Here is a 24,606-nt window from a genome sequence, read left to right as displayed (position 1 = left end):
ACCGCTCAGTTCGGGGCGCGTACGCCGGTGAGCGCGGTGACGACCGGGTCGAGGGCCTGGTTGATCTCGTCGCCGATGGAGCGGAAGAAGGTGATGGGGGCGCCGTAGGGGTCGTAGACCTCGTCCGCCTCGGCGGTCGGGGCCAGCAGCCAGCCGCGCAGCGCGGCGGCGGCGCGCACCAGGGCGCGGGCGCGTTCGACGACGCCCTCGTCGCGCGGGTCGGGCAGGGTGGCCGGGTCTATGGCCCGGACCAGCCGGGTGAACTCCTTGAGCGTGAAGGTGCGCAGGCCCGCGGAGTGGCCCATGGAGATGACCTGGGCGCGGTGGTCGCGGGTGGCGGTGAGGACCAGGTCGGCGCGGATGACGTGCTCGTCGAGCAGTTCGCGGCCGACGAAGCCGCTGGCGTCCGCGCCGAAGTCGGCGAGGACGACCTCGGCGTTGGCCTCCATGGGCGCGCCCTCATGGCCCCAGGTGCCCGCGCTCTCCACGATCAGGCCGCCGCTGAGCGGATCGCCGAGGCGGTCCACCAGGGCATGGCGGGTCAGCCGCTCGGTGATGGGTGAGCGGCAGACGTTGCCGGTGCTGACGTGGAGGATGCGGAAGGTGTCGGTCCGCCCCGCTATGCCACGCCCCTCGGGGGCGGTCAATTGGCCACCTCGAGGTCGGGGACCACCTTGCGCAGCTCCTCCGCGGAGAGGGCGCCGGCGCGCAGCAGGACCGGGGTGGCGCCGGTGACGTCGACGATCGAGGACGGCACGATGCCGGGCGTCGGGCCGCCGTCGAGGTAGACGGAGACGGAGTCGCCGAGCATGCCCTGGGCGGCGTCGCAGTCCTCCGGCGCCGGGTGTCCGGTGAGGTTGGCGCTGGAGACGGCCATCGGGCCGACCTCGGTGAGCAGCTCGATGGCTACCGGGTGCAGCGGCATCCGGATCGCGACGGTGCCCCGGGTGTCGCCGAGGTCCCACTGGAGGGAGGGCTGGTGCCGGGCGACGAGGGTGAGGGCGCCGGGCCAGAAGGCGTCGACGAGCTCCCAGGCCTCCTCGGAGAAGTCGGTGACCAGGCCGTGCAGGGTGTTCGGCGAGCCGATCAGGACGGGAGTGGGCATGTTGCGGCCCCGGCCCTTGGCGTCGAGCAGGTCCGCGACGGCCTCCGAGGTGAAGGCGTCCGCACCGATCCCGTACACGGTGTCGGTGGGCAGCACGACCAGTTCGCCCCGGCGGACGGCCGATGCGGCCTCGCGCAGACCCGTGGTCCGGTCGGTGGCGTCGTTGCAGTCGTATCGCCGAGCCATCAGCCGGCCTCCTCGGACAGGTGCGGGTACGGGTGGTGGTGCCGGATCCGGGTCACGGCATGGCCTTGCGGGCGGTGGCGAACCGGGGTCGCTTGTTCAGGTCGGGGTGGTCGGCGGCATCCGCCCAGCCCCGCTCCTCGGTGAAGATCCACGGCACCTGACCGCCCTGGGTGTCGGCGTGCTCGATGACGACGAGGCCGCCGGGGCGCAGCAGACGGTGGGCGGTGCGTTCGATGCCGCGGATGGTGTCGAGGCCGTCCTCGCCGGAGAACAGGGCCATCTCCGGGTCGTGGTCGCGGGCCTCGGGGGCGACGTACTCCCACTCGGTGAGCGGGATGTACGGCGGGTTGGAGATCACCAGGTCGACCTGGCCGTCGAGCTCCGGAAGGGCGCTCAGGGCGTCTCCCCGGTGCACGGTGACCCTGGACCCCTCGGCGTTCTTCCGCGTCCACCTGAGGGCGTCCTCGGACAGCTCCACGGCATGGACGCGCGAGCGCGGGACCTCCTGCGCCATGGCGAGCGCGATGGCGCCCGATCCGGTGCACAGGTCGACGACGACGGGCTCGACGACGTCCATCGCGCGCACGGCGTCTATCGCCCAGCCGACGACCGACTCGGTCTCCGGCCGGGGCACGAAGACACCGGGTCCGACCTGGAGCTCCAGGTAGCGGAAGAAGGCGCGGCCGGTGATGTGCTGGAGGGGTTCGCGGGCCTCGCGGCGGGCGATCGTCTCCCAGTACCGGGCGTCGAAGTCGGTGTCGGGCACCGTGTGCAGCGCGCCCCGCTTCACCCCGTGGACGAAGGCCGCGAGCTCCTCGGCGTCGAATCGCGGTGAGGGGACACCGGCGTCGGCCAGCCGCTGGGTGGCCTGGGCCACCTCGGCGAGCAGCAGGTTCATCGCGGTTCTCCGTACGGGTTACGGGTGTGCGGGGCGGGCGGGACGCTTACGCGTTGGCGAGCTTGGCGGCGGAGTCGGCGTCGACGCATGCCTGGATGACGGCGTCGAGCTCTCCGTCGAGGACCTGGTCCAAGTTGTACGCCTTGAAGCCGACGCGGTGGTCCGAGATGCGGTTTTCCGGGAAGTTGTAGGTCCGGATCTTCTCGGATCGGTCGACGGTACGCACCTGGCTGCGGCGGACGTCGGAGGCCTCCTGCTCGGCGGCTTCCTGGGCGGCGGCCAGCAGCCGGGAGCGCAGGATGCGCATGGCCTGCTCCTTGTTCTGGAGCTGGCTCTTCTCGTTCTGGCAGGAGGCGACGACACCGGTCGGCAGGTGGGTGATGCGGACGGCGGAGTCGGTCGTGTTGACGGACTGGCCGCCGGGTCCCGAGGAGCGGTAGACGTCGATACGGAGATCGTTGGCGTGGATCTCGACGTCGACCTCCTCGGCCTCGGGGGTGACGAGCACGCCCGCGGCGGAGGTGTGGATACGGCCCTGGGACTCGGTGGAGGGCACGCGCTGCACCCGGTGCACGCCGCCCTCGTACTTCATCCGGGCCCAGACGCCCTGGCCGGGCTCGGTGGCGCCGTTGCCGCCCTTGGTCTTCACGGCGACCTGGACGTCCTTGTAGCCGCCGAGCTCGGACTCGGTGGAGTCGATGATCTCGGTCTTCCAGCCGACGCGCTCGGCGTAGCGCAGATACATGCGCAGCAGGTCACCGGCGAACAGGGCGGACTCGTCGCCGCCCGCGCCCGCCTTGATCTCCAGGAGCACGTCCTTGTCGTCGCTGGGGTCGCGCGGGACGAGGAGCAGGCGGAGCTTCTCGGTGATCTCCTCGCGCTGCTTCTCCAGGTCCTTGACCTCGGCGGCGAAGTCGGGGTCGTCCGCGGCGAACTCGCGGGCGGTCTCGATGTCCTCGCCGGTCCGCTTCCAGCTCCGGTACGTGGAGACGATCGGGGTCAGCTCCGCGTAACGCTTGTTCAGCTTGCGCGCGTTGGCCTGGTCGGCGTGGACCGACGGATCGGCGAGCTTCTTCTCGAGATCGGTGTGTTCACCGATCAGTTCCTCGACCGCCTCGAACATTCGGGGGCTCCTGGTTGGTCTGAATTCTGCGGGCCTGCTGGAGGGCGTACTGCCCGGTGGGGTGTCCGGCGGGGGCTCCCCCGGGCACCCGACCGGAAAAAACGCCGGTTCCGACGCCCCCGGGAAGAGGGCGCCAGGAACCGGCGCAGTGGCTCGCTACTTGCTGGCGGAGCCGGCAGCCTTGCCGAAGCGGGCCTCGAAGCGGGCCACGCGGCCGCCGGTGTCGAGGATCTTCTGCTTGCCCGTGTAGAACGGGTGGCACTCGGAGCAGACGTCGGCGCGGATGGCGCCGGAGTCGATGGTGCTCCGGGTGGTGAACGACGCACCGCAGGTGCAGCTGACCTGCGTCTCGACGTACTCGGGGTGGATGTCGCGCTTCAAGGTGTCTCCTAGTTTCGGGAGGGCTCCGGGTCGTCCGCGCGGATTGCGCGGCCGTGAACCGGGGCCGACGTACCAGTCTGCCAGGACCGGCCGTATCTCCCAAAACCGGGGACGGGAGCCAGGTATTCCCCTACGCTCCGCGCACAGAGAGTGACCGGCGGATCCCGCTCCTCCGGCTCACCCGGCTCCTCCTACTCGACGACCTTCGCGGCCTCTCCCTTGTCGCCGGCCGACTTCTCGGTGGCGGAGGCGGGGATCGGCCGGTCGTGCTTGAGCGCGGCCCAGACCTGGCGGCCGGCCTCCTCCTGCGGCAGGACCCGGTTCGGGTCGGCCGGGTCGTACTCCACCGGCAGGGTCACCATGTGCACGTTGTCCGCGCCCAGCCCCTTGAGGCCGTTGGCGAACCCGGTGAGCTTCGTGACCGAGCCGAGCCCGGAGTCGGTGGTGACGGCCTTGGTGGCGGCGTCCGCGAGGCCGTAGAGCTTCTTGGGGCTGGAGAACACCCCGACGCTCTTCGTCTGCTCCATCAGCGCCTTGATGAACGCCTGTTGGAGCTGGATACGTCCCAGGTCGCTGCCGTCGCCGACGCTCTTGCGGGTACGGACGAGCCCGAGGGACTCCTCGCCGTCCAGGGTGTGGGTGCCCGGCTCCAGGTCGAGGTGGCTCTTGGAGTCGTTGATGGCGGTCTTCGTGGTGATCTCCACGCCGCCCAGCTCGTCGATGAGCTTCTCGAAGCCGGTGAAGTCGACTTCCAGGTAGTGGTCCATGCGGATGCCGGACATCGCCTCGACGGTCTTCACGGCGCAGGCCGGCCCGCCGACCTCGTACGCGGTGTTGAACATCGCCCGGTGCTCGGCGGGAACCGTCTCGTCCGTCGTGTCGCTCGCGCAGGCGGGGCGCTCTATCAGGGTGTCGCGCGGTATCGACACGACGCTCGCGCTCTTGTGGCCCTTGTCGACGTGCATGACCATCGCCGTGTCGGAGCGGGCCGCGCCCTCGTCGGCGCCGTACTTCCCGTTGTCGCCGGAGCGCGAGTCGGAACCCAGCACCAGGATGTCCTGCGAGCCGTCGTCCACGTCGTCGGGACGGTCGGCGCCGAGCTTGGCGTCGATGTCGACGCTGGAGAGATTGCCGTCGAGCGCCATGTACGCGTATCCGAGTCCGGCCCCGCCGACGACCACGACGCCCGCCACCGTCCAGGCCGCGACGACCTTGGCACGGTGCCGCCCCGAGGGCTTCCTCCGCCGGCTGCCGGTACCGCGTATGCGGCCCGTACTCCTGCTCTGCTCGCTCACGCGTCTCCCTCGTGACTCCAGTTGCCCGTCTGCCCCCTGCCGTGGTGGTCCACGCGCGGTCGGCCTCTCCTGTAGGGACGGCCGAAGCACCAAGAAGGGTTGCATACGCGTCTGTGGCCCCCGTCCGGCCGGCAGGCGCGGTACGCAGTCGGCAGTCAGCCGGCGCTCCGGCGCTCACCTGGGGTTTTCCGGCCCCGGCCGGCGTCGGCCGGAGCACTGCGGGGCGACGCTCCGTGTGGCAAAGGTCTCGGGACGGGGCGACCGACGCACGGCGGCCCCCCTCACCGGAGTGAAGGGGGCCGCCGTGTTCAACTGCCGGAAGAACGTCAGTCGTTGCCGTTTCCGCTGCCCGGCGTCGTCTTCTGGATCTGGAGCAGGAACTCCGCGTTGGACTGGGTCTTCTTCATCCGGTCCAGGAGAAGCTCGATCGCCTGCTGCTGGTCGAGCGCGTGCAGCACCCGGCGCAGCTTCCAGACGACCGCCAGCTCGTCGGTGCCGAGCAGGATCTCTTCCTTACGGGTGGAGGACGCGTCGACGTCCACCGCCGGGAAGATGCGCTTGTCCGAGAGCTTCCGGTCGAGCTTGAGCTCCATGTTGCCGGTGCCCTTGAACTCCTCGAAGATCACCTCGTCCATGCGCGAGCCGGTCTCGACGAGCGCGGTGGCCAGGATGGTCAGCGAGCCGCCGTCCTCGATGTTGCGCGCCGCGCCGAAGAAGCGCTTCGGGGGGTACAGCGCAGTCGAGTCGACACCACCGGAGAGGATGCGGCCGGAGGCCGGCGCCGCGAGGTTGTACGCGCGGCCCAGTCGGGTGATCGAGTCGAGCAGGACGACCACGTCGTGACCCAGCTCCACGAGGCGCTTGGCGCGCTCGATGGCCAGTTCGGCGACGGTGGTGTGGTCCTCGGCGGGGCGGTCGAAGGTCGAGGAGATGACCTCGCCCTTCACCGACCGCTGCATGTCGGTGACCTCTTCCGGACGCTCGTCGACCAGGACGACCATCAGGTGGCACTCGGGGCTGTTGACCGTGATCGCGTTGGCGATGGCCTGCAGGATCATGGTCTTGCCGGTCTTCGGCGGGGCCACGATGAGCCCGCGCTGGCCCTTGCCGATCGGGGCCACCAGGTCGATGATCCGCGTCGTCAGGATGTTGGAGTCGGTCTCCAGACGGAGTCGGTCCTGCGGGTAGAGCGGGGTCAGCTTCTGGAACTCCGGGCGGCCGCGGCCGGACTCGGGGGCCATGCCGTTGACCGAGTCGAGGCGGACCAGCGCGTTGAACTTCTCGCGCCGCTCGCCGTCCTTGGGCTGACGCACCGCGCCGGTGACGTGGTCACCCTTGCGCAGGCCGTTCTTGCGGACCTGGGCGAGCGAGACGTACACGTCGTTCGGGCCCGGGAGGTAGCCGGAGGTCCGGATGAACGCGTAGTTGTCGAGGATGTCCAGGATGCCCGCGACGGGGATCAGGACGTCGTCGTCGGCCACCTGCACATCGCCGGCGAAGTCGTCGCGCCCGCGACGGCCCCGGCGGTCGCGGTAGCGGCCGCGACGGCCGCGACGGCCGCCCGCCTCGTCGTCGAAGTCGTCCTGCGGACCGTTGTCACGGTTCTGCTGGCCCTGACCCTGGCGCTGCGGGCGCTGCCCGCCGCCGCCCTGCTGGCCCTGGTCGTCGCCCTTGCCCCGGCGGTCGCGCTGACGCTCGCGGCGGTCGCCACGCTCACCGCGCTCGCCCCGCTCGCCCCGCTCGCCGCGGTCACGACGGTCGCCACGACGGCCCTCGGCCGTGTCGGCGGCGGCCTCGGCCTTGGCGTCGCCCTTCGGCTCGGCGCGCTCCTCGGTCTTCTGCTCGGCCTGGGGCTCCGCCTTCGCCTTGACCTCGGTCTTCGCCTCGGTCTTGGTGTCGGGGCTGCCCGCCTGCGCGGTGGCACGGCGGCGACGACGCTCGCCCGCGGGCTGGTCGTCGCTGGCCGGCTGACCGGGGATGTCGATCTGCTGCTGGGCCGTGTCCTTCTCGGCGGCAGCGGCGCCCTCGTCCCCGGTGCGCGCCTTGGAGGTCGCGCGGCGCTTCGGCTTGCTCTCCGCATCGGCGGGGGCCGCCGCGGCCTTGGAGGAGGCCTTGGGGGCGGCGGATCCGCCACCCGCCTGCGCCTCCTTGATGACCTCGATCAGCTGGCTCTTGCGCATCCGCGCAGTGCCCCTGATGCCGAGGCCGGACGCGACCTGCTGCAGCTCGGCCAGGACCATGCCCTCGAGGCCGGTGCCGGAGCGGCGGCGCCGTGCGGTGGTGCCAGTGGCAGCACCTTCGGCGGGCGCGGCGCTGTCGACGTTCTTGTCGGCAGTCACGCCCATCAGATCGGTGGTGTCGCTCACGAAGGGTCCTTCCCTGGAGCGGACGTCGGCCTTCTGGCTCGGCGACCGGTTGTGCTGTCCGACTGTGGTCTGTTGATCTTGCTGGATCGCGGACCTTGCCGGGGCGGTGGTCCGCCGGGTACGGCGGAGAGATGAACGTGCGGGGTCCGGCGCGAGATCCCCCTGCTCGGCCCACTCCTGGACGAGCGAGGGGTGTCGTGCCGGTTCCGGAGCGTGCTCGAAACTGCTCAGGCAGGCTGCTCAGGCAGTTGGGGAGGCTCCCGGAAGAATGGCGGTCCCGGAGGGGGACACGAAGCAACGCGCCTCAAAGACGTCGGTTGCAGACTTGAGGTTAACACTACCGGCTCCAACAAACATTCCCCCTCTCGCTCACCGGTAATCACATGCGGTTACGCGGCCAGCGGCAGCACACTGGCGCCCGTCGCGTCGAGGGCCAGCCGGTTCGCCGCCCAGCCCTCCCCCGCCAACCGGGCGACCTTGTCGGCCGAGCCCTCCTCCGTCAGCGCGAGGACCGTGGGCCCCGCACCGGAGATGACCGCGGGCACACCGTCGGCGCGCAGACGGTGGACCAGTTCCACGCTCTCCGGCATGGCCGGGCCCCGGTACTCCTGGTGGATCCGGTCCTCGGTGGCGGCGAGCAGCAGTTCGGGGCGGCGGGTCAGGGCCTCGACGAGCAGGGCAGCCCGGCCGGCGTTGAGCGCCGCGTCGACGTGCGGGACGGTGCGCGGGAGCAGGCCGCGCGCCGTCTCGGTGAGCACCGGTCGCCCGGGGACGAAGACGACGGGCACGACGGAGTCGGCGGGGTCCATCCGGATCGCCCGGGCCGCGCCGCCGTCCATCCAGGCCAGCGTGAATCCGCCGAGCAGACAGGCCGCGACATTGTCGGGGTGCCCCTCGATCTCGGTCGCCAGCTCCAGCAGGGCCGCGTCGTCGAGGCGGGCGTCGCCGCCGGTCGTCACGGCGCGGGCGGCGACGATTCCGGCGCAGATGGCGGCGGAAGAGGAACCGAGGCCGCGGCCGTGCGGGATGCGGTTGGCGCAGACGATCTCCAGCCCGCGGGGCTGCCCGCCGAGCAGGTCGAACGCGGTGCGCAGGGAGCGTACGAGCAGGTGGCTCTCGTCGCGGGGCAGGGTCTGGCTGCCCTCACCTGCGATGTCGATGTGCAGCCCGGAGTCGGCGACCCGGACGACGACGTCGTCGTACAGCCCCAGCGAGAGGCCCAGGGAGTCGAATCCCGGGCCCAGGTTGGCGCTGGTTGCGGGGACGCGCACCCTGACGGCGGCGGCTCGGAACGCGGGACCGGCCATCGGTCGGACCACTCCTTGTAAGGCGGCGGGGATGCAGTGCGGGTGGCTCTGCGGCGGCGGGGCGTTGAAGACGGGGTTATGGGCGGGTGCTGAGGGCGGGGGTGGCTGCGGTGGGGTCGCGGCTGTGCGGAGGCTCCGAACGGTGCGGGAATCCGGTGACCGGCCCGACGGCCACGACGGGGACCGCAGGCGTGGCGGTCCGGCGGGCGGATGCCGGGCGGATGGGGTACAGCTTATCGAAGGAAGGTTCTGTGGCGACATAGGGCGCACAGGAGGCGCACGATGCGTGTCGCCCGCCTCCCATGCGCTCTCCGCCCCGGGGAAGGGCCGGTTGAGCCGGGTTGTCGCGGTTGCCCCGGGTCGAACGCGACGCCCGCCGCGTTCGACCCGGGGACCGGATCAGACGAGTCCGAGCTTCTCGGCGGCGGTGGCCGCGTCGACCGGGACCGTGACCGGCTGCGGTGCGCCCGCGACGGCCCAGTCGGGGTCCTTGAGGCCGTTGCCGGTGACCGTGCAGACGATGCGCTGGCCGGGGTCGACCTTGCCCTCCTCGGCGGCCTTGAGCAGACCGGCGACGGAGGCGGCCGACGCGGGCTCCACGAAGACGCCCTCCTGGGAGGCCAACAGCCGGTACGCGGACAGGATCTGCCGGTCCGTCACCTCGTCGATGAAGCCGCCCGACTCGTCGCGTGCGGCGAGCGCGTAGTTCCAGGAGGCCGGGTTGCCGATCCGGATCGCGGTGGCGATGGTCGACGGGTCCTTGACGACCTCGCCGCGCACGATGGGCGCGGAGCCGGAGGCCTGGAAGCCCCACATGCGCGGGGAGCGGCTGGAGACGCCGTCACCGGCGTACTCGGTGTACCCCTTCCAGTACGCGGTGATGTTGCCCGCGTTGCCGACCGGCAGGACGTGGATGTCGGGCGCGTCCCCGAGCGCGTCGACGATCTCGAACGCGGCGGTCTTCTGGCCCTCGATCCGGACCGGGTTGACCGAATTGACCAGCGCCACCGGGTAGTTGTCCGAGAGCGAGCGGGCCAGGGTCAGGCAGTCGTCGAAGTTGCCGTCGACCTGGAGGATCTTGGCGCCGTGCACGAGCGCCTGGCCCATCTTGCCGAGCGCGATCTTGCCCTGCGGTACGAGGACGGCGCAGACCATGCCCGCGCGCACCGCGTACGCCGCGGCGGAGGCCGAGGTGTTGCCGGTGGAGGCGCAGATGACGGCCTTCGCGCCCTCCTCCTTGGCCCGGGTGATGGCCATGGTCATACCGCGGTCCTTGAACGAACCGGTGGGGTTGGCGCCCTCGACCTTGAGGTGCACCTCGCAGCCCGTGCGCTCGGAGAGGACCTGCGCCGGAACGAGCGGCGTACCGCCCTCACGAAGTGTGACGACCGGCGTCGTGGCCGTGACCGGGAGGCGGTCCCGGTACTCCTCGATGATGCCGCGCCACTGGTGGGTGCCCTTGCTGGTCATGGGTCCTTTACTCCCCTTCAACACGCATGATGCTGGCGACACCGCGCACGGTGTCGAGCTTGCGCAGCGCTTCGACGGTCCCGGAGAGGGCGGCGTCGGGCGCGCGGTGGGTGACGACGACGAGCGATGCCTCGCCGCCGCCATCTGGACGTCCTTGCTGACGGACGGTATCGATCGATACGCCCTGCTCGGCGAAGACCGTCGCGACCTGGGCGAGCACGCCCGGCTTGTCGGCCACGTCGAGGCTGATGTGGTACCGCGTGACGACCTCGCCCATGGGGCTGACCGGCAGGCGGGTGTAGGCGGACTCACCGGGTCCGGTGGCCTCGCCCAGTTTGTTGCGGCAGACCGCGACGAGGTCGCCGAGGACCGCCGAGGCGGTCGGCGAGCCGCCGGCGCCGGGCCCGTAGAACATCAGCTGACCCGCGGCGTCGGCCTCGATGAACACCGCGTTGTACGCCTCGCGGACCGAGGCCAGCGGGTGGCTGAGCGGGATCATCGCGGGGTGGACGCGGGCGGTGACGGACTGCCCGTCGGCGGCGCGCTCGCAGATGGCGAGCAGCTTGACCGTGCAGCCCATGCGGCGGGCGGAGGCGATGTCGGCTGCGGTGACCTCGGTGATGCCCTCGCGGTGGACGTCGCCGATCTTCACGCGGGTGTGGAAGGCGATCCCGGCGAGGATCGCGGCCTTCGCGGCGGCGTCGAAGCCCTCGACGTCGGCGGTCGGGTCGGCCTCCGCGTACCCGAGGGCGGTGGCCTCGTCGAGCGCCTCGGAGTAGCCCGCGCCGCTGGTGTCCATCTTGTCGAGGATGAAGTTGGTCGTGCCGTTGACGATGCCGAGCACCCGGTTGACCTTGTCGCCCGCGAGCGACTCGCGCAGCGGCCGCACCAGCGGGATGGCTCCGGCGACGGCGGCCTCGTAGTACAGGTCGCGGCCGTACTTCTCGGCGGCGGCGTGCAGGGCCGCGCCGTCCTCGGCGAGCAGCGCCTTGTTGGCGGAGACGACGCTCGCGCCGCTCTCGAAGGCGGTGGTGATGAGCGTGCGGGCCGGCTCGATGCCGCCGATGACCTCGATGACGACGTCGATGTCGCCGCGCTGCACGAGCGCGGTCGCGTCGGTGGTGATCAGTGCGGGGTCGATGCCCTCACGCACCTTCGAGGGCCGGCGGACGGCCACGCCGGCGAGCTCGACGGGCGCGCCGATGCGCGCCGCGAGGTCGTCGGCGTGCGTCGTCATGATGCGCGCCACCTCTGAGCCGACCACACCACAGCCCAGCAGCGCCACCTTCAGCGGACGCGTACGCATCATCCGACCTCGTTTCTCATACCTAGACCCTCCGGCGATTGGGGGGCGGCGTCGCGGGTCTGGGCACGCGCATCTGCGGCGTTGTCGTCAATCACCATGGCTCCGCCATGCCTCGATCCTCCGCCTTGCAGCTGCACGCACCCAGACCCGCTCCTTCTCCCACCCCCCAATCGCCGGAGGGTCATGCTCATGTGTGGACCAGTCTCACTCACCGGACGGGAGTTTCTGACCCCCGTCCGGATTCTGAGATGACTATTTCATCAGCCGACATCGAGACGCAGGAGATCTTCCTCCGTCTCGCGCCGGACGATGACGCGCGCCTCTCCGTCGCGGACGGCGACGACCGGAGGCCGCAGCGCGTGGTTGTAGTTGCTCGCCATGGAACGGCAGTACGCGCCGGTGGCGGGGACGGCGATCAGATCGCCGGGCGCCAGGTCGGCGGGCAGGAACGCGTCCTTGACCACGATGTCACCGCTCTCGCAGTGCTTGCCGACGACCCGGACCAGCATCGGTTCGGCGTCCGAGGTCCGCGAGACCAGCGCGACGCTGTACTCGGCGTCGTACAGCGCGGTGCGGATGTTGTCCGACATGCCGCCGTCGACGCTGACGTACGTCCGCAGCCCCTCCAGGGGCTTGATCGTGCCGACCTCGTACAGCGTGAACGCGGTGGGTCCGACGATCGCGCGCCCCGGCTCGACGGAGATCCGGGGTGTGCGCAGCTTCGCGGCCTCGCACTCGCGGGTGACGATGTCGCTGAGCGCCTTGGCGATCTCGTGCGGCTCGCGGGGGTCGTCCTCGGAGGTGTACGCGATGCCGAGGCCGCCGCCGAGGTCGATCTCGGGCAGCTCGACGCCGTGCTCGTCGCGGATCTCGGCGAGCAGCTGGACCACGCGCCGGGCGGAGACCTCGAAGCCGGCCATGTCGAAGATCTGCGAGCCGATGTGCGAGTGGACGCCGATGAGGTCGAGCCCGTCCAGGGCGAGCGCGCGGCGCACCGCCTCGGCGGCCTGCCCGTCGGCGAGCGCGATGCCGAACTTCTGGTCCTCGTGCGCGGTGGCGATGAACTCGTGGGTGTGGGCCTCGACGCCGACGGTGACGCGGATCTGCACCCGCTGGCGCACCCCGTGCCGCCGGGCGACGTGGGCGACGCGGACGATCTCCTGGAAGGAGTCGAGCACGATCCGCCCGACGCCGGCCTCGACGGCCCGCTCGATCTCGGCGACGGTCTTGTTGTTGCCGTGGAAGGCGATGCGTTCGGCGGGCATACCGGCGTCGAGCGCGGTGGTCAGCTCACCGCCGGAGCACACGTCGAGGTTGAGCCCCTCCTCCTTGAGCCAGCGCACGACGGCGCGGGAGAGGAAGGCCTTCCCGGCGTAGAAGACGTCGGCGTCCGGCCCGAAGGCGTCGGCCCAGGCGCGGCAGCGGGCCCGGAAGTCGCTCTCGTCGAGGAAGTAGGCGGGGGTGCCGAACTCCTCGGCGAGCCGGGCGACGGCGATCCCGCCGACGGTGAGGGCGCCGTCCGTGTCGCGGGTGACGGTGCGCGACCAGACCTTCTCGTCGAGGGCGTTGAGGTCGGCGGCGGGCGCGGAGTAGTGGCCCTCGGTGAGGACGTCGGCGTGACGGGGACCTGCGGGGTGTGCGGAGCGACTCATCGTGATGGTTCTTTCAGGTCTCTTCTGATCGCGTCAGAGGTGTTCGGGCGCACGGATACCGAGCAGGGACAGGCCGCCTGCCAGCACCGTCCCGGCGGCTTCGGCGAGAGCCAGCCGGGCACGGTGGGCGGCCGAGGGTTTCTCGTCACCGGCGGGCAGGGGCGGGCAGGAGTCGTGGAAGTCGAAGAACGCGTGCGCGACGGCTTCCAGCTGCCGGGCGACCCGGTCGGGCGCGCGGTGACGGGCCCCGGCGAGCAGGACACCGGGGTGGTCGGCGATGAGGTCGAGGAGGGGGCGGGCGGCCGCGTCGTCAGCGGTCGTCGCGGCGGGCTCGGTGGGGCTTTCACCGTACGGGGCTGCCTCGGCGGTGAAGCCGAGGGCGGCGGCCCCCCGGGTGAGGGCGCGGGCCCTGGCGTGGGCGTACCGGACCCGGAAGAGCCCGTTGGCCTCGCCCTGGACGAGCAGTTCGGGGCCGAGGGCGGCGCGGTCGTGTCCGGCGGCCCGCAGGAGCCCCCAGCGGGCCGCGTCGGGCCCGAGCCGCTCCAGCAGCTCGCCCGCGGTGGCCCCGGCGGGAACGGGGCGGATCTCGGCGAGGGGTGCGGGGGGTGTCCCGTACGCGTCGACGGTGACGCCGAGGCGGACCCAGTCCGGGTCGGGCGCCTGTTCGCAGGTGGTCCGGCCCCGGGCGCCCTGGGCGAGGAGGAGCCGGAACACGGCCTGGGCAGTGACGGCGGCGCGGACCTCCCGCGCGTGGTGGAGCTGGTGGATCTCGGCCCGGAGCGCGTCCCCGTGCCCGTACGCGAGGCCCTGTTCCCGTACGGCGGCGAGCACGGCCCGGTCGCTCTCGGCCGGGGCGTCGAGGGTGAAGCTCAGGAACCCGGGTCCGGTGATCTCGACCCGCCCGACGCCGGGTTCGGCGGCGACGCGTTCACGCAGGATGCGGGCGACCTCCAGGGCGGGCAGCGCGGCGGGCCCGGCGAGCTGGAGCGCGACGGCGCAGGCGTAGTCGCCGCTGCCGCCGGGCCGGGTCCGCTCCACCCGCACGCGCGCGGGCACGGGCGCGCGCAACGCATCCTCGTCGACCGCGCGGCGCACGGCGTGCAGCACGGTCCGGGAGAGATCGGCGGGGGTCACGGGTCAAGCGTAGGTGAGAGAGGGGGGCACTTCGCGACCCGGTTTCGCCATCCGGTCAGCCGGCGGTGCTCCCCGCCCGCCCGGCACCGCGCCGCCCGTCCACCGGGGGCCCTTCCTCCCCGGTCACCAGCCGGCGCACGACCCGCACCAGCTCGCTCGGCTCGAACGGCTTCGCCAGGAACGCGTCGACCCCGGCCGCCACGCCCGCGTCGACCTCGTAGGGCGTACAGGCGCTGATGACGACGATGGGAAGACCGCGGGTCCGGGGGTCGGAGCGCAGCCGGGTGGCGGTCTCCAGACCGTCCAGCCGGGGCATCACGACGTCGAGGGTGATCGCGTCGGGCCGGACCCTCTCCACCAGGTCCAGGCACTCGACACCATCGGCCGCGGTCACGACCTCGAAGCCCTCCAGCTCGAGATTGACCCTGATCAGCTGCCGGATGACCTTGTTGTCGTCGACAACAAGCACGCGGCCGTACGCCCCTGACACCCTTCGAGAGTAGGTCGGCCGGACGGGCGGCGTCCGGGTTTTGTCCACTTCCGCCCCGGACGGGTGGCCTCCGGCTTCGCGCGCCGCTTCGACGGAATACCTGTTCACGGACACCCCGCAGGAGCTGGTAGTGTTTCACCCGTCGCAGAGCAACACCGCGATTCGCCCCCGTAGCTCAGGGGATAGAGCATCGGCCTCCGGAGCCGGGTGCGCAGGTTCGAATCCTGCCGGGGGCACTTCCGGATCAAGAGCCTGACCTGCATGTCAGTCAAGCGCGCCGAAGTCGCCCGGCGGAGGGATGATGGGCGTAGCCGAAGTGCCTCGGGGTGAAGCCGCGCAGGCGGTTACAACAGAGGTGAGCGCGCTGTCACGGTGACAGCGATCCCCCTGACGACATGAACGAAGCGTGATCGTCATGAGCATCCCCCAGGCCAACGTCCCGCAGTGGCGGCCCCAACCCCCGCCGCGGAATGCGCGCAAGAAGCACCGGGTCTTCCTGTGGGTTTTCCTGGTAGTCCAACTCCTCTTCCTGATCTGGCTGATCGCCGGGATCGCCTCCGGCTCAGGAACCCCCGAGGACTGCGGGGCGCTCGACAAGCAGAGCTGCAACGACGCCGAGAACGCCGGGACCGCGATCGGCGTGGGCCTGATCATCGTCCTGTGGGCCGTCGTGGACGTCATTCTGGGCATCACCTACGCGGTCTACCGGCTCGCGCGGAGGCCGTAGCCGCCCCGTCGGCACGGGACACGGCGGAGACTCAGCCCGAAGCTGCACGATCTCCGAGGAGCGGCTCGAGGAACCGGCTCGGCTCGCCGTGCCACGTGATGGCCAGCGCGTCCCGGGCGCGGGTGGCCGCGACGAAGAGCAGCGACCGGGCACGGTGCAGCTCGCGCTGGTGACGGCCGGGGTCCGTCTGTTCCCACGCGTCGACGGAGGCCCGGGGCACGAGCCCCTCCGACGCACCGGCGATGATCAGGCAGCGGTACTCCAGCCCCTTGAAGCGGTACATGGTGCCGATGTGGACGCCCTGGTCACCGCGAGGGCCGTCCTGGGTGATCTCGGACGGGGTGATGCCGGCGCGTGCCAGGCGGTCGGCGAGCTGGGTGACCATCTCGTTGGTCGGGACACAGATCGCCGTGGACTCCCGGGGCACGTCGTGCCAGGCGCGCAACTGCTCCACGACGAGATCCATCTCCTTGTCCCAGCTCGGTGCCCCGCGCAACGAGGGTTCCGTGCCGTGCAGGACGGAGCGGTATCCGGCGAGCGTGTCGGCGTCACCGTCCAGGTCGTCGTAGTCGGCCCCGCCGAGTACCCGGATGGCGTCGCGCAGGATCTCCCGGGTCGTGCGGTAGCTGAGGGTCAACCGGGAGGACCTGCCGCGGATGTGCACACCGAGACTGCCGAGGGTGACCTGGTTGTCGTAGATCCGCTGATGGGTGTCTCCGACCAGGAAGATGTCGTCCGCATCGGACGGCACCATGGCACGCAGCATCTTCCAGTGGGCGGCACTGAGGTCCTGTGCCTCGTCGACCACGATGTGCCGGTACCGATAGCGCAGCCAGGCGCCGGAGCCGGCCTCGGCATGCAGGTTGTCCAGGCCCCCGCGCTCCTCGCGTGCCTCCGCGCGCTGGTCGATCCGGGTCTTGCGGGCCATTTCCAGGCGTGCGGCCCGCTCCGCGATCTGACGGTGGGTCTCCAGGCCCTTGGTCTCCAGGCGCTGAGCGAAGCGTTCGGCCAACTGCCAGATCCCGGCGCGTTCGGAGCGGGTGACGCTACGGCCCCGGCCCGCACGACGCGCGGTGAAGTAGTCGCTCCGGTTGGACACGGCCTGCCCCAGGATGACCTGGTTCCACTCGTCGCTGAGGAATTCGGCGTTCCAGCGCGTCTGCCCCGTCTCCACGAGCAGTTCCCGCCACTCACGAAGGGCGGCCGCGTCGTCGATCCGGCGCTTCGTGTTGCCCGGGTCGGCCTCGCTGACGATACGCGTGGCGAGCTGGTCGACATGGGCGATGTCGACGCGCGCCAGAACGTCCGGCCCGCCGAGGGAGAGCAGCCGGGCCCTCAGCTCCGCGGCGAGGTTGCGGTTGAAGGTGGTGAGGAGCACGGGCTTCGTGTGGCCGGGCGGAAGTTGCCGCACCAGATGGCGGACGCGATGGAGAGCGACGATCGTCTTCCCCGTACCCGGGCCGCCGCCGACCCGGGCGGGGCCGGAGTAGCGCCGCCGGACCAGCTTCTCCTGGGTGGGGTGGAGGAAGACCTTCCAGCGGCCGAAGTCGCCCTCCTCCAGGATGCTCTGGAGGGATTCGTCGTCGGTGATCACCACGGCCTGGGAGCGGTCGACGGCCGCCTGCCAGTCGTCGGAGTCGAGGTTCTGCTCCGGTTCGGCCACGGCGACGGGCGCGGTCACCTGTTCCATGACCTCTTCGTACGGAACGCCGTCCCGCAACCGGAGGAGGACCTCCCCGGTGTGACGGGGGGCGTACTCGGCGAGGCCCAGCAGTTCGTCGTCGGTCGTGAGTTTCCGGACGATCGGAAGGAGGGGCTGGGTGACGCCGAGGTCCACGAGCTGCTGGTCGGTGTACGCGCCGAAGAGCGGCTCCTCGTCCGGCCGTGTCTCCACGGGTGGACCGGAAGGGGCCGAGGGGGACGTTGCGGGGGTGGTGGGCGGCGTGAGGCCGCGGCGCAGCACGCTCTCTTCGACGACCTGGAGATCGACGTACTCGATGGCACCGGTGATGTGGTTGATGCCGTAGTTGAAGCGTTCGAGGTTCTTGTGGACGTGTCCCCGGTGTTTGACGGCGACGAGGAGCCAGTCGTCACCGCTCAGGCGGATCATCAGTGCGCGCCACTCCCGGTTGACGCGCGCCGACCAGAGGCGGTCATGGCCTTCCAGCTGTTTGAGGTCGAATCCGCCGGCGTGGGGGTTGCGGCGGAAGTCGTGCTGGAACTTGTAGAACGCCCCCAGGACCGCCCGGTCCAGTTTGACGATCTCCTTGTCCGCCTTGTCCAGCAGGCGCAGGGTCACACCCGTCCTGGGCGTGCTGTGGACCGTCATGGCTGGTTCTCCCCCCGGTCGTTCGTGGTCGTGTCAGCGCCGCCGCGCACGAGTGCGGCGAGTTCGTCCGCGTTCCATTCCTGCGCGGTACGAACCTGCCAGCCCGCGTCGCGGTAGGCACCGTCCCGCTGTTCGGCATCGATGTCCCGTCCGCTGACGGGGTCCGGACGGTGGGACAGGACGACCCCCACCCTCCGGTCGGGCCAGGCCAGTTCGGCGGGCCAGGCCGCTGTCCCCAGCTCGTGTCCCGCCTCGGGTACGGGTACGTCCCCGTCGGCGAGCGCGTGGGCGAGTGCGTCCAGTCCGGGATCCTCGACCAGCAGCTCGATCACCTCGTCCCAGGCGGCGTCGCGGACGGGCGGGACACCGTCCGCGCCGCCCGCCTTTCCCTGTGGGCCGGTCGATGCTCGGTGCCCGTCCGTGTCCGGTTCGGGTGCGTCCGGTGCGGGCTGGTGCGCACGCAGCTGGGAGGTGAGCCATCCGGCTCCGCCGGTGACCGCCAGCTCGGCCGGGTCGAACCCGGACAGCATCCCGGTCGTCAGCTGGACCCCCTCACCCTCCCCCCCGTCGAGGAACTGGAGCAGATTGCTCCAGTAGAGCCACGCGTGCCAGCGTCTGCGGTGGGCGGCCTCGTCCGCCTCGATCGTGCCGGGAGCGTCGTCCAGGACGGTCAGCGCGGTCCAGGCCGCTCCTCTCTGCCCGCGGCGCAGGTCGAGCGCGATGGTGAGCGGGCATCCCGAGCTGTCCCGGGTCGCCATGACCTGGACGGCTCCCTTCCCCGCCGCCAACCGCCGTCCGTGCAGCGCCTCGTGGATCCTGCGTCCGGTCTCGACGCCGTCGGCCAGGGCCCTGCTGGTGGAGGAGACGGCCGCGAAGCCGGCGAGGGCGCTCTGTACGCGCAGCCGCCAGGCATCCGGGTCGGGGTCGGTGAGGTACCCGATGAGCGTCTCGACGGGGTTGACCCACACCAGGCGCGTCAGATCACGGGTGTCCCCCTCGTGCATGCGCCGATGGACGTCCATGGCGGTCTTCTGGGCGGTGTTCGGGTAAGGCTTCCACACGGGATCGGTCCCCGGGGCCGTCCGCCCCGTCCACGCCTGTACATCGTCCCAGGTGAGCTGGAAGACCTGCCAGCCCTCGGCTCGCAACCGGGTGCGCTTCACCGCGTCGGCCTCGGCGGTGAGGTGTCCGGGGCCCGCGTGATAACGGTAGCCGTCCAGGTAGACGGCGACCCTGCGGTCGTCGTCGGTGCTGCGGAAGACCACGTCGGGCCGGGTGAAGCCGAGCGGAGTCTGGGTCTCCATCTGCCAGCCCCGGACGGTCCCGTCGGGTGCGGTGAAGCGCAGGGTGGTGTCCCGGGTGCCGTCGGCGGCGAGCGCGCTGCGGACGCTGACCTCGTCCACACGGTCTGCCCAGTCGAGCAGGCCACGCCGGAAGAGGGCCTCCAGTTCGCTCTCCACTTGGTGCACGAGGGTGATGTCGCGGGTGGTGGCCACCTGCACGGTGCTCCAGCGGTCTGCCCCACGGCCGAACAGCTCACCGAGCATGTCGAGGGCGTGCTCGCGGCTCACGAGCTCGTACTCGGCGTCGGTCACGTGCCGGAGCAGACACCGGTGGCAGGCGGGCCGGCCCTGCCCCACGCAGACGCAGGTCTCGATCACCTGTCGCGCATGGTCCAGGACACCCCTCAGCCCGTCCCTCCCGGCCAGGCGGTGCAGATATCCGGTACCGCCGGGCAGAGTGTCGTACAGGACGAGGAAGTGACGGCGGAGCGGGCTCTCGCCCCCGTCCTCGGGCATGGAGTCGGCGACGACCGCGAGATGGTCGGGGTCTCCGCCGTAGCTGCGGGCGATCCCGGCCAGGAGAAGGGCTTTGAAGGACGCGAGCCGTTCCTGCGTGTAGGCGGTGACGGCGGGAATGAGGAGGCGCAGCGCGTCGGTGCGCAGCTCGTGGGCGAGCAGCACCCGCTCGCCTCGCCGTGCGGCGTCGTCGGCCGCTCGCCGCCGGGGGCACCAGGGTCGGTGGTACTTCGCGTGGGCCGACGTGTCGCCGGGGTCGTGGGCGGTGGGGCCGCCGTCCGGGTCGGCGAACCCGCACGCGTCGCAGACCCAGAACGGGTTGAGCCGGACCTCCCTTCCGGCGAAGTGCGTGTCCGCGCCGCCGTCCACGCGGGTGGCTCCGACGTTGATGTGGCGGATGCGTGCCTGACGGGTGAACTCCCAGCCGAAGGTGGCGTGTTCGTGCTTCCACGCCTCTTCGATGTCGCGTGTGTCGATGTCGACGGCCGGGACGACGGAGTAGTGCCGTCGCTCCCGTTCGTCGGTGTCGTCGCGGACGCGGACGTCGTCGCGTTCGTCGCGGGAGGTGACGCGGCGGGGCACGAGGACCTTGTGCAGGCAGCCGATGTCCCCGATGGCGGCCGAACGGCAGCGGGGGCAGGGCGCGGCGTCCTGCTCGGCCCGGTGGGTGCGGACGTGACCGCAGTCGGGGCAGACGCGCCACCAGAGCCAGGCGGGGCGTCCGGGGCTGCCGATGTCGAGTCCGGTGACGCGGTGCTTGTACCCCTGCACGTAGTAGTGGTTGCCGGGGGCGAACTCGGAGAGGGCGAGGCGCGCGGGACGGCTGTGGCGCAGGGTCTTGCTGTGGTGCGTGCGTGTGCCGTCGGGGCCCTTCTCCGTCCAGGTGAGCGTGGCCTCCAGCTCGGTGGGCGAGTCGATCAGGCTGTAGTTCGGGAGCAGGCCGAGGTCGACCAGGGCCCCGTGCGCGGTGGTGCGGCTGATCTCGCGGGAGAGGCGTGCCACGTCCCGGCGCTCGGCCCGCAGTTCGCGTCCCTGCCGCTCGTGGTCGGGGTCGCCGACGACGAGCAGCCCGTGGGCTCGGTCGATGGCTTCGGTACGGCGCTGGAGTTCGGCACGCCGGTCCTCCCACCGTCGGCGCGCCGTGTCCAGGGCGGTACCCAGCCCGTCCTCACCCGCGTCGGTCGCGTAGGCGACGAGGGCGGCGCGGGCCTGCGGGCTGACGCCGGTGCCGCGGTTCTCGTCGTAGGGCGGGAACAGGTCCAGGAAGCCCTGGACGAGACGGTTTCCGGCGGCGAGTGCCGCTTCGGCGAACTCGGCCTGCCAGGCGGAGGTCCCGAAGAGGTCGGTGGCACGTCCGGGAAGGGGCCTCAGGGGCGTCCCGTCGGGTGAGACCAGCCGTCCGGCGCCCGCGAGGTCGAGGAGGTGGGCCAGGTACTGGCGGCGGAGGATCTCGGCGGCGGAGAGGTAGCAGCCGGGCGGCAGCACCTCTCCGGCGATCATGAGCCGGGGGTCTTCCAGGTAGTAGCGGTCACGCGGGCCGCGGTCGACCATGGTGAGCAGGTAGGCGTTGCCGGTGGACCGTCCGGCGCGGCCCACACGCTGGATGTAGTTGGCCGGGCCCTTCGGCAGCGAGGCGAGGACGACGGCCGACAGGTCACCGATGTCGATGCCGAGTTCGAGCGTGGGGGTGCAGGACAGCACCTGCGGGTTGGCGTAGTGGACGCGGGTGCCCTCCCGGAACGCCTTCTCCACCGCCTCCCGCCTGGCGCGGCTGAGCGTACCGGTGTGCTCGGCGGTGTTGATGGTGAAGACCCCGGCCTCGCGGTACATGCGGCGGTAGAAGTCGTCGGAGAAGTCCCGTTGCCGCAGTCCGCTGTCCAGGTCGCGTCCGGTGCCGAGGGTTCCGCCGCACCGGTAGCGGGGGCAGGGCTGCCCGTGCCACTGGTCGGCGAGGTCGGGGTGGACGGTCTGCTCCCAGAAGCACCGGGGGCAGTGCGCGGTGGCGTCGGGCAGCGTGTCGACGGCGAGGGCCCGGACCTGGATGTGGCCGGGCTGGAGTCCGTAGACGCGGGTGGTGCCGTCGAGGGCCGTCCGCGCGGAGACGACGCCCGCGTCGGCGAGTGCGGGCAGAAGGCGGGTCAGGAAGAGGCCGGCCGCTTCGGGGCGCAGCCCGAGGGAGCGTACGGCCCAGTCCTGGTACCAGCCGAGCCGGCCGGTCAGGACGTCGAAGTCCTCGCTGCCCTGCTTGGGGGTGCCGAGCAGGAAGGCGGGGGCGGAGACACCACGGGGGAAGGCCGGCATCCCGGTCTCGCGACCGCCCCAGATCGCCCATCTGCGTACCCCCGCCTGGGCCAGCCAGGGGTCCAGCCAGGCGTGCCGGACCGCTCCGCGGATACGCATCCGCTCCAGCAGGCCCCGCACGAAGCCGGTGTACCTCTCGGGTCCGGGCGCGGAGCCGTCGGAAAGCGCGATGTCACCCGGGGTGGTCAGGAGTGTCTCCCGTACGATGTCCGCCACCGCGTCGGGGTCCGGCAGCGGTACGTCGGCGGCGATGGTGCGGGTGAGTTCCAGGGTGCGGCCCTGCCGGGAGCGGAGGCCGAACTCCATGACAGTGGCGAACGCCAGGCGCTGGGCGATCAGCTCCCAGGTGCCCCGGGAGCCGCGGCTGCGTCCGGAGAGCAGCGTGTCCACCCCGCGGACGAGGTGGAGGTCCGGTGGGATGACGGCGGCCTGGACGGCCTTGCTGTCGACGACGTCCGCGATCAGGTCGGCGGCGAGGTCGTTCAGGGCGACCGGTTCGTCCTCGCCGATACGGCTGGCGAGCAGCGCCCGCAGCGAGAAGGTGTAGGAGCGGCTGGCGACGTACCCGGCGCGGTGGGCGGCGTCCTGCACGGAGTCGTTGAAGAGGAGCGTCTTGTCCTCTCCCAGGTTCTTGTCCAGTTCGCCGCCGGTGAAGAGCTGGGTGACGGAGGCGGCGGCGAGCGCGGCAAGGCCGGTACCGAGGTAGCGGATGGAGTTGAAGGTCCGGCAGGCGGGGCACTGGTCGCGTTCGGCCGCCCGGTCGCCGTCGAGGTCGGTGTGGACGAAGGCGGCGTTGTGCAGGGGTACCGGCCGACGGGCTGCCTCGCCGTCGGCGGGCGCGGTGAAGTCGGCTTCGGGCGACAGAGGGCGCAGCCGCCCGCCGGTGCCTTCCAGGACCATGACGGCGGGCCCTCCGCGCCTGCGGTCCGCCCCGGCCCCGAAAGCCGCCTCGTACACCTCGCGCGGGGTCGCGGCGATCATGTTGCGCACCCGGCGCTTGTCGCGGCCGACGGAGGCCCGGCGGATCTTGGTGGCGTTCAGGTCGAGGTGGGCGGGGTCGACCTCGGGCGAGTAGGCGGCCCAGCCGGAGCGTCCGCACTCGCGGCAGAAGACGGCCGGCAGGAAGACCTCGGCGGGCGGCGGTGCGCTGTCGTCGGCCGGTACGGCTCCCTCCTCGACGGCGTCGCGCGGCAGGGCGGGCTTCTCCCCGTCGTACGGGGACGGACCGGTGCCGGAGGTCCGTCCCGCGCGGGCCAGCGCACCGCCGGAGGTGACCCGTTCGTCGTCCCAGCGGAACTCGGCGCGGGCCCCGCTGATGCCGCGCAGGACCCGGGAGACGGAGCGCACCCAGTGGTGGATCTCGATGGAGAGCAGGGGCCGCCCGGGGTTCTCGGCGTCCCGGGCGTACGAGAGGAGGGCGAGGTAGCGGGCGAGCGCCCTGGCCGCGAGGGCCGGCCGCCGCTGCACCGCGACGCCCCAGTGGTAGGCGTACCGGGGCAGGATCTCGGTGATCTCGGCGAGGGTCCTGGGGGTGCCGTCGAGGATCTCCAGGACGGCGGAGGTGAGCCGGTGGCGGCGCAGGACGCCCCCGAGCTCCTCGGGGGTGGGGCCGGACAGGCCGGTGAACGCGGCGACGAGGTCGTCCATGGCTCCCGGGTCGCGGGTGGGGTCGCCCAGCGCGTCGACCTCCTCGGGCGAGGGGAACGGCAGGGTGAAGTCGCTCTCACCGGTGAAGCCCCGCGCCGAGCGCCGGTCCTCACCCACGACCGCGTCGGCGGGGAACGGTACGCCGAAGACCTGCTCGGCGACCTCCAGCATGCCGGGCCGCCCGGCCTCCCCCCGCCCGGTGCGCACGCCGCTGTCGCCGGGGCCGCCCTCGCCGAGGGTGGCCGAGGTCGCGACCGGGCAAACGGGTCCCAGAGGCCGCCCCGGTTCGGCAAGCCCGGTGACCGAGCCGAGGCGGCGGAGCAGCATGGCCACGTCGGTGCCCTGCGCTCCGTCGTAGGTGTGGAACTCGTCGAGCACGACGTAGGCGAGCGGGGATTCCTGCCACAGACGCTGGTCCTCGGGCCGCTGGAGGAGCAGGTCCAGCATCTTGTAGTTGGTGATCAGGATGTCGGGCCGGGTGCGGCGGATCTCGTCCCGGTCGACGGCGATATGGGGATTGGCCTGCTTGAACTCCTGGGACGGCCGGTCGCCGATGTAGAGCCCGGCCCGCACACCCGCCTCGCGCAGCCGGGTGTCCTTCGGATCGCCGAGGCGTTCGCCGATGCGGTGGGCCTGGTCGGTGGCGAGGGCGTTCATGGGGTAGAGCAGGATCGCCTTGACACCGTCCCGTCCGGCCTCACGCTCGCGGCGGCAGTGGTCGAGGATCGGAATCAGGAACGACTCGGTCTTGCCCGACCCGGTGCCGGTGGTGACGAGGGTGGGCTCTGCGGGGCTGTGCAGGGTGGAGAGCCGCTCCCAGGCCCGTTCCTGGTGCCGGTGCGGGGTGAAATTCCGGGGCCACCAGCCCAGGTGCCGCTGCCAGTCGTCGTTCTCGGCGCTCCGGAAGGGGGTGCGGACGCGGAGGTAGGGGCCGCGGAAGATGCCGTCCTCAGCGTCCTCGAGGAACCCCTCCAGGGCACGGCGGGTGGACTCGTCGGCCAGCGCGTACGTCGTCGCGAGGTACTGGCTCAGACTGGCCCGTACCTGGTCGGCGGCGAGGGTGGGACGCACGCGCGGGTCCTCCTTGGTG

At 71.7% G+C, this 24,606-nt stretch carries 16 protein-coding genes and 1 tRNA gene; 2 read left to right on the top strand and 15 right to left on the bottom strand.

Annotation, left to right across the window (positions count from 1 at the left end; all coding sequences use genetic code 11):
• Positions 1-5 precede the first annotated feature (5 nt).
• The 13 genes from KV381_RS26120 to KV381_RS26060 all read right to left on the bottom strand — a co-directional run bounded on the left by KV381_RS26120 (position 6) and on the right by KV381_RS26060 (position 14,692).
• The gene (locus tag KV381_RS26120) at positions 6-647 is read right to left on the bottom strand and encodes a low molecular weight phosphatase family protein (protein ID WP_030079329.1); all 642 of its coding nucleotides are present in this window, start codon (positions 645-647) and stop codon (positions 6-8) included.
• Positions 644-1,291 (bottom strand): L-threonylcarbamoyladenylate synthase, encoded by a 648-nt coding sequence (locus tag KV381_RS26115; protein ID WP_006127582.1) that lies wholly within the window; start codon positions 1,289-1,291, stop codon positions 644-646. Before KV381_RS26115 ends, KV381_RS26120 begins: the two co-directional genes overlap by 4 nt.
• 52 nt (positions 1,292-1,343) lie before the next feature.
• Positions 1,344-2,189, bottom strand: coding sequence for a peptide chain release factor N(5)-glutamine methyltransferase (gene prmC / locus KV381_RS26110; protein WP_003966261.1), 846 nt, complete (start codon positions 2,187-2,189; stop codon positions 1,344-1,346).
• 46 nt (positions 2,190-2,235) lie between these two features.
• Positions 2,236-3,312: a peptide chain release factor 1 gene (gene prfA, locus KV381_RS26105; protein ID WP_030079332.1), complete on the bottom strand. Its 1,077-nt coding sequence runs from the start codon at positions 3,310-3,312 to the stop codon at positions 2,236-2,238.
• A gap of 156 nt (positions 3,313-3,468) precedes the next feature.
• Positions 3,469-3,693, bottom strand: a complete 225-nt coding sequence (gene rpmE / locus KV381_RS26100) for a 50S ribosomal protein L31 (RefSeq protein WP_015611364.1) — start codon at positions 3,691-3,693, stop codon at positions 3,469-3,471.
• Positions 3,694-3,884: 191 nt separating this feature from the next.
• Positions 3,885-4,988 (bottom strand): LCP family protein, encoded by a 1,104-nt coding sequence (locus tag KV381_RS26095; RefSeq protein ID WP_218786541.1) that lies wholly within the window; start codon positions 4,986-4,988, stop codon positions 3,885-3,887.
• A 326-nt stretch (positions 4,989-5,314) separates the two neighbouring features.
• Positions 5,315-7,354 carry a transcription termination factor Rho gene (gene rho / locus KV381_RS26090; protein WP_218786539.1) on the bottom strand — a complete coding sequence of 680 codons (2,040 nt, stop codon included), beginning with the start codon at positions 7,352-7,354 and terminating at the stop codon, positions 5,315-5,317.
• A 389-nt stretch (positions 7,355-7,743) separates the two neighbouring features.
• A complete protein-coding gene (thrB, locus tag KV381_RS26085) occupies positions 7,744-8,661 on the bottom strand; it encodes a homoserine kinase (RefSeq protein WP_030079342.1) in 918 nt (305 codons plus the stop codon).
• Between the two features lie 399 nt (positions 8,662-9,060).
• Positions 9,061-10,131, bottom strand: a complete 1,071-nt coding sequence (gene thrC, locus KV381_RS26080) for a threonine synthase (protein WP_030079344.1) — start codon at positions 10,129-10,131, stop codon at positions 9,061-9,063.
• A gap of 7 nt (positions 10,132-10,138) precedes the next feature.
• On the bottom strand, positions 10,139-11,440 hold the full coding sequence (locus tag KV381_RS26075) for a homoserine dehydrogenase (RefSeq protein ID WP_030626239.1): 1,302 nt from the start codon (positions 11,438-11,440) through the stop codon (positions 10,139-10,141).
• Positions 11,441-11,697: 257 nt separating this feature from the next.
• On the bottom strand, positions 11,698-13,089 hold the full coding sequence (gene lysA, locus KV381_RS26070) for a diaminopimelate decarboxylase (RefSeq protein ID WP_098024913.1): 1,392 nt from the start codon (positions 13,087-13,089) through the stop codon (positions 11,698-11,700).
• A 33-nt stretch (positions 13,090-13,122) separates the two neighbouring features.
• Positions 13,123-14,223 carry an ArgS-related anticodon-binding protein NrtL gene (gene nrtL, locus KV381_RS26065; protein ID WP_218786537.1) on the bottom strand — a complete coding sequence of 367 codons (1,101 nt, stop codon included), beginning with the start codon at positions 14,221-14,223 and terminating at the stop codon, positions 13,123-13,125.
• Positions 14,224-14,278: 55 nt separating this feature from the next.
• Positions 14,279-14,692, bottom strand: coding sequence for a response regulator (locus KV381_RS26060; RefSeq protein WP_030079348.1), 414 nt, complete (start codon positions 14,690-14,692; stop codon positions 14,279-14,281).
• Positions 14,693-14,877: 185 nt separating this feature from the next.
• Here KV381_RS26060 and KV381_RS26055 point away from each other — a divergent pair.
• Both KV381_RS26055 and KV381_RS26050 read left to right on the top strand, forming a co-directional pair.
• Positions 14,878-14,949: transfer RNA gene (locus tag KV381_RS26055), tRNA-Arg, on the top strand.
• 179 nt (positions 14,950-15,128) lie between these two features.
• Positions 15,129-15,440 (top strand): hypothetical protein, encoded by a 312-nt coding sequence (locus tag KV381_RS26050; RefSeq protein WP_256995154.1) that lies wholly within the window; start codon positions 15,129-15,131, stop codon positions 15,438-15,440.
• Positions 15,441-15,471: 31 nt separating this feature from the next.
• Here KV381_RS26050 and KV381_RS26045 read toward each other — a convergent pair whose 3' ends face one another.
• Both KV381_RS26045 and KV381_RS26040 read right to left on the bottom strand, forming a co-directional pair.
• Positions 15,472-17,769, bottom strand: a complete 2,298-nt coding sequence (locus KV381_RS26045) for a UvrD-helicase domain-containing protein (RefSeq protein WP_218786532.1) — start codon at positions 17,767-17,769, stop codon at positions 15,472-15,474.
• Complete coding sequence (locus KV381_RS26040; RefSeq protein ID WP_218786530.1) at positions 17,766-24,587, bottom strand: DEAD/DEAH box helicase; 6,822 nt, start codon at positions 24,585-24,587, stop codon at positions 17,766-17,768. The genes KV381_RS26045 and KV381_RS26040 overlap by 4 nt, the downstream gene beginning before the upstream one ends.
• Positions 24,588-24,606 lie beyond the last annotated feature (19 nt).

The organism is Streptomyces sp. WY228 (genome assembly GCF_019287315.1).
GTDB lineage: Bacteria > Actinomycetota > Actinomycetes > Streptomycetales > Streptomycetaceae > Streptomyces > Streptomyces caviscabies.
The sequence above is the reverse complement of the archived record's forward strand: the minus strand, read 5'-3'. Positions and strand labels throughout refer to the sequence as shown.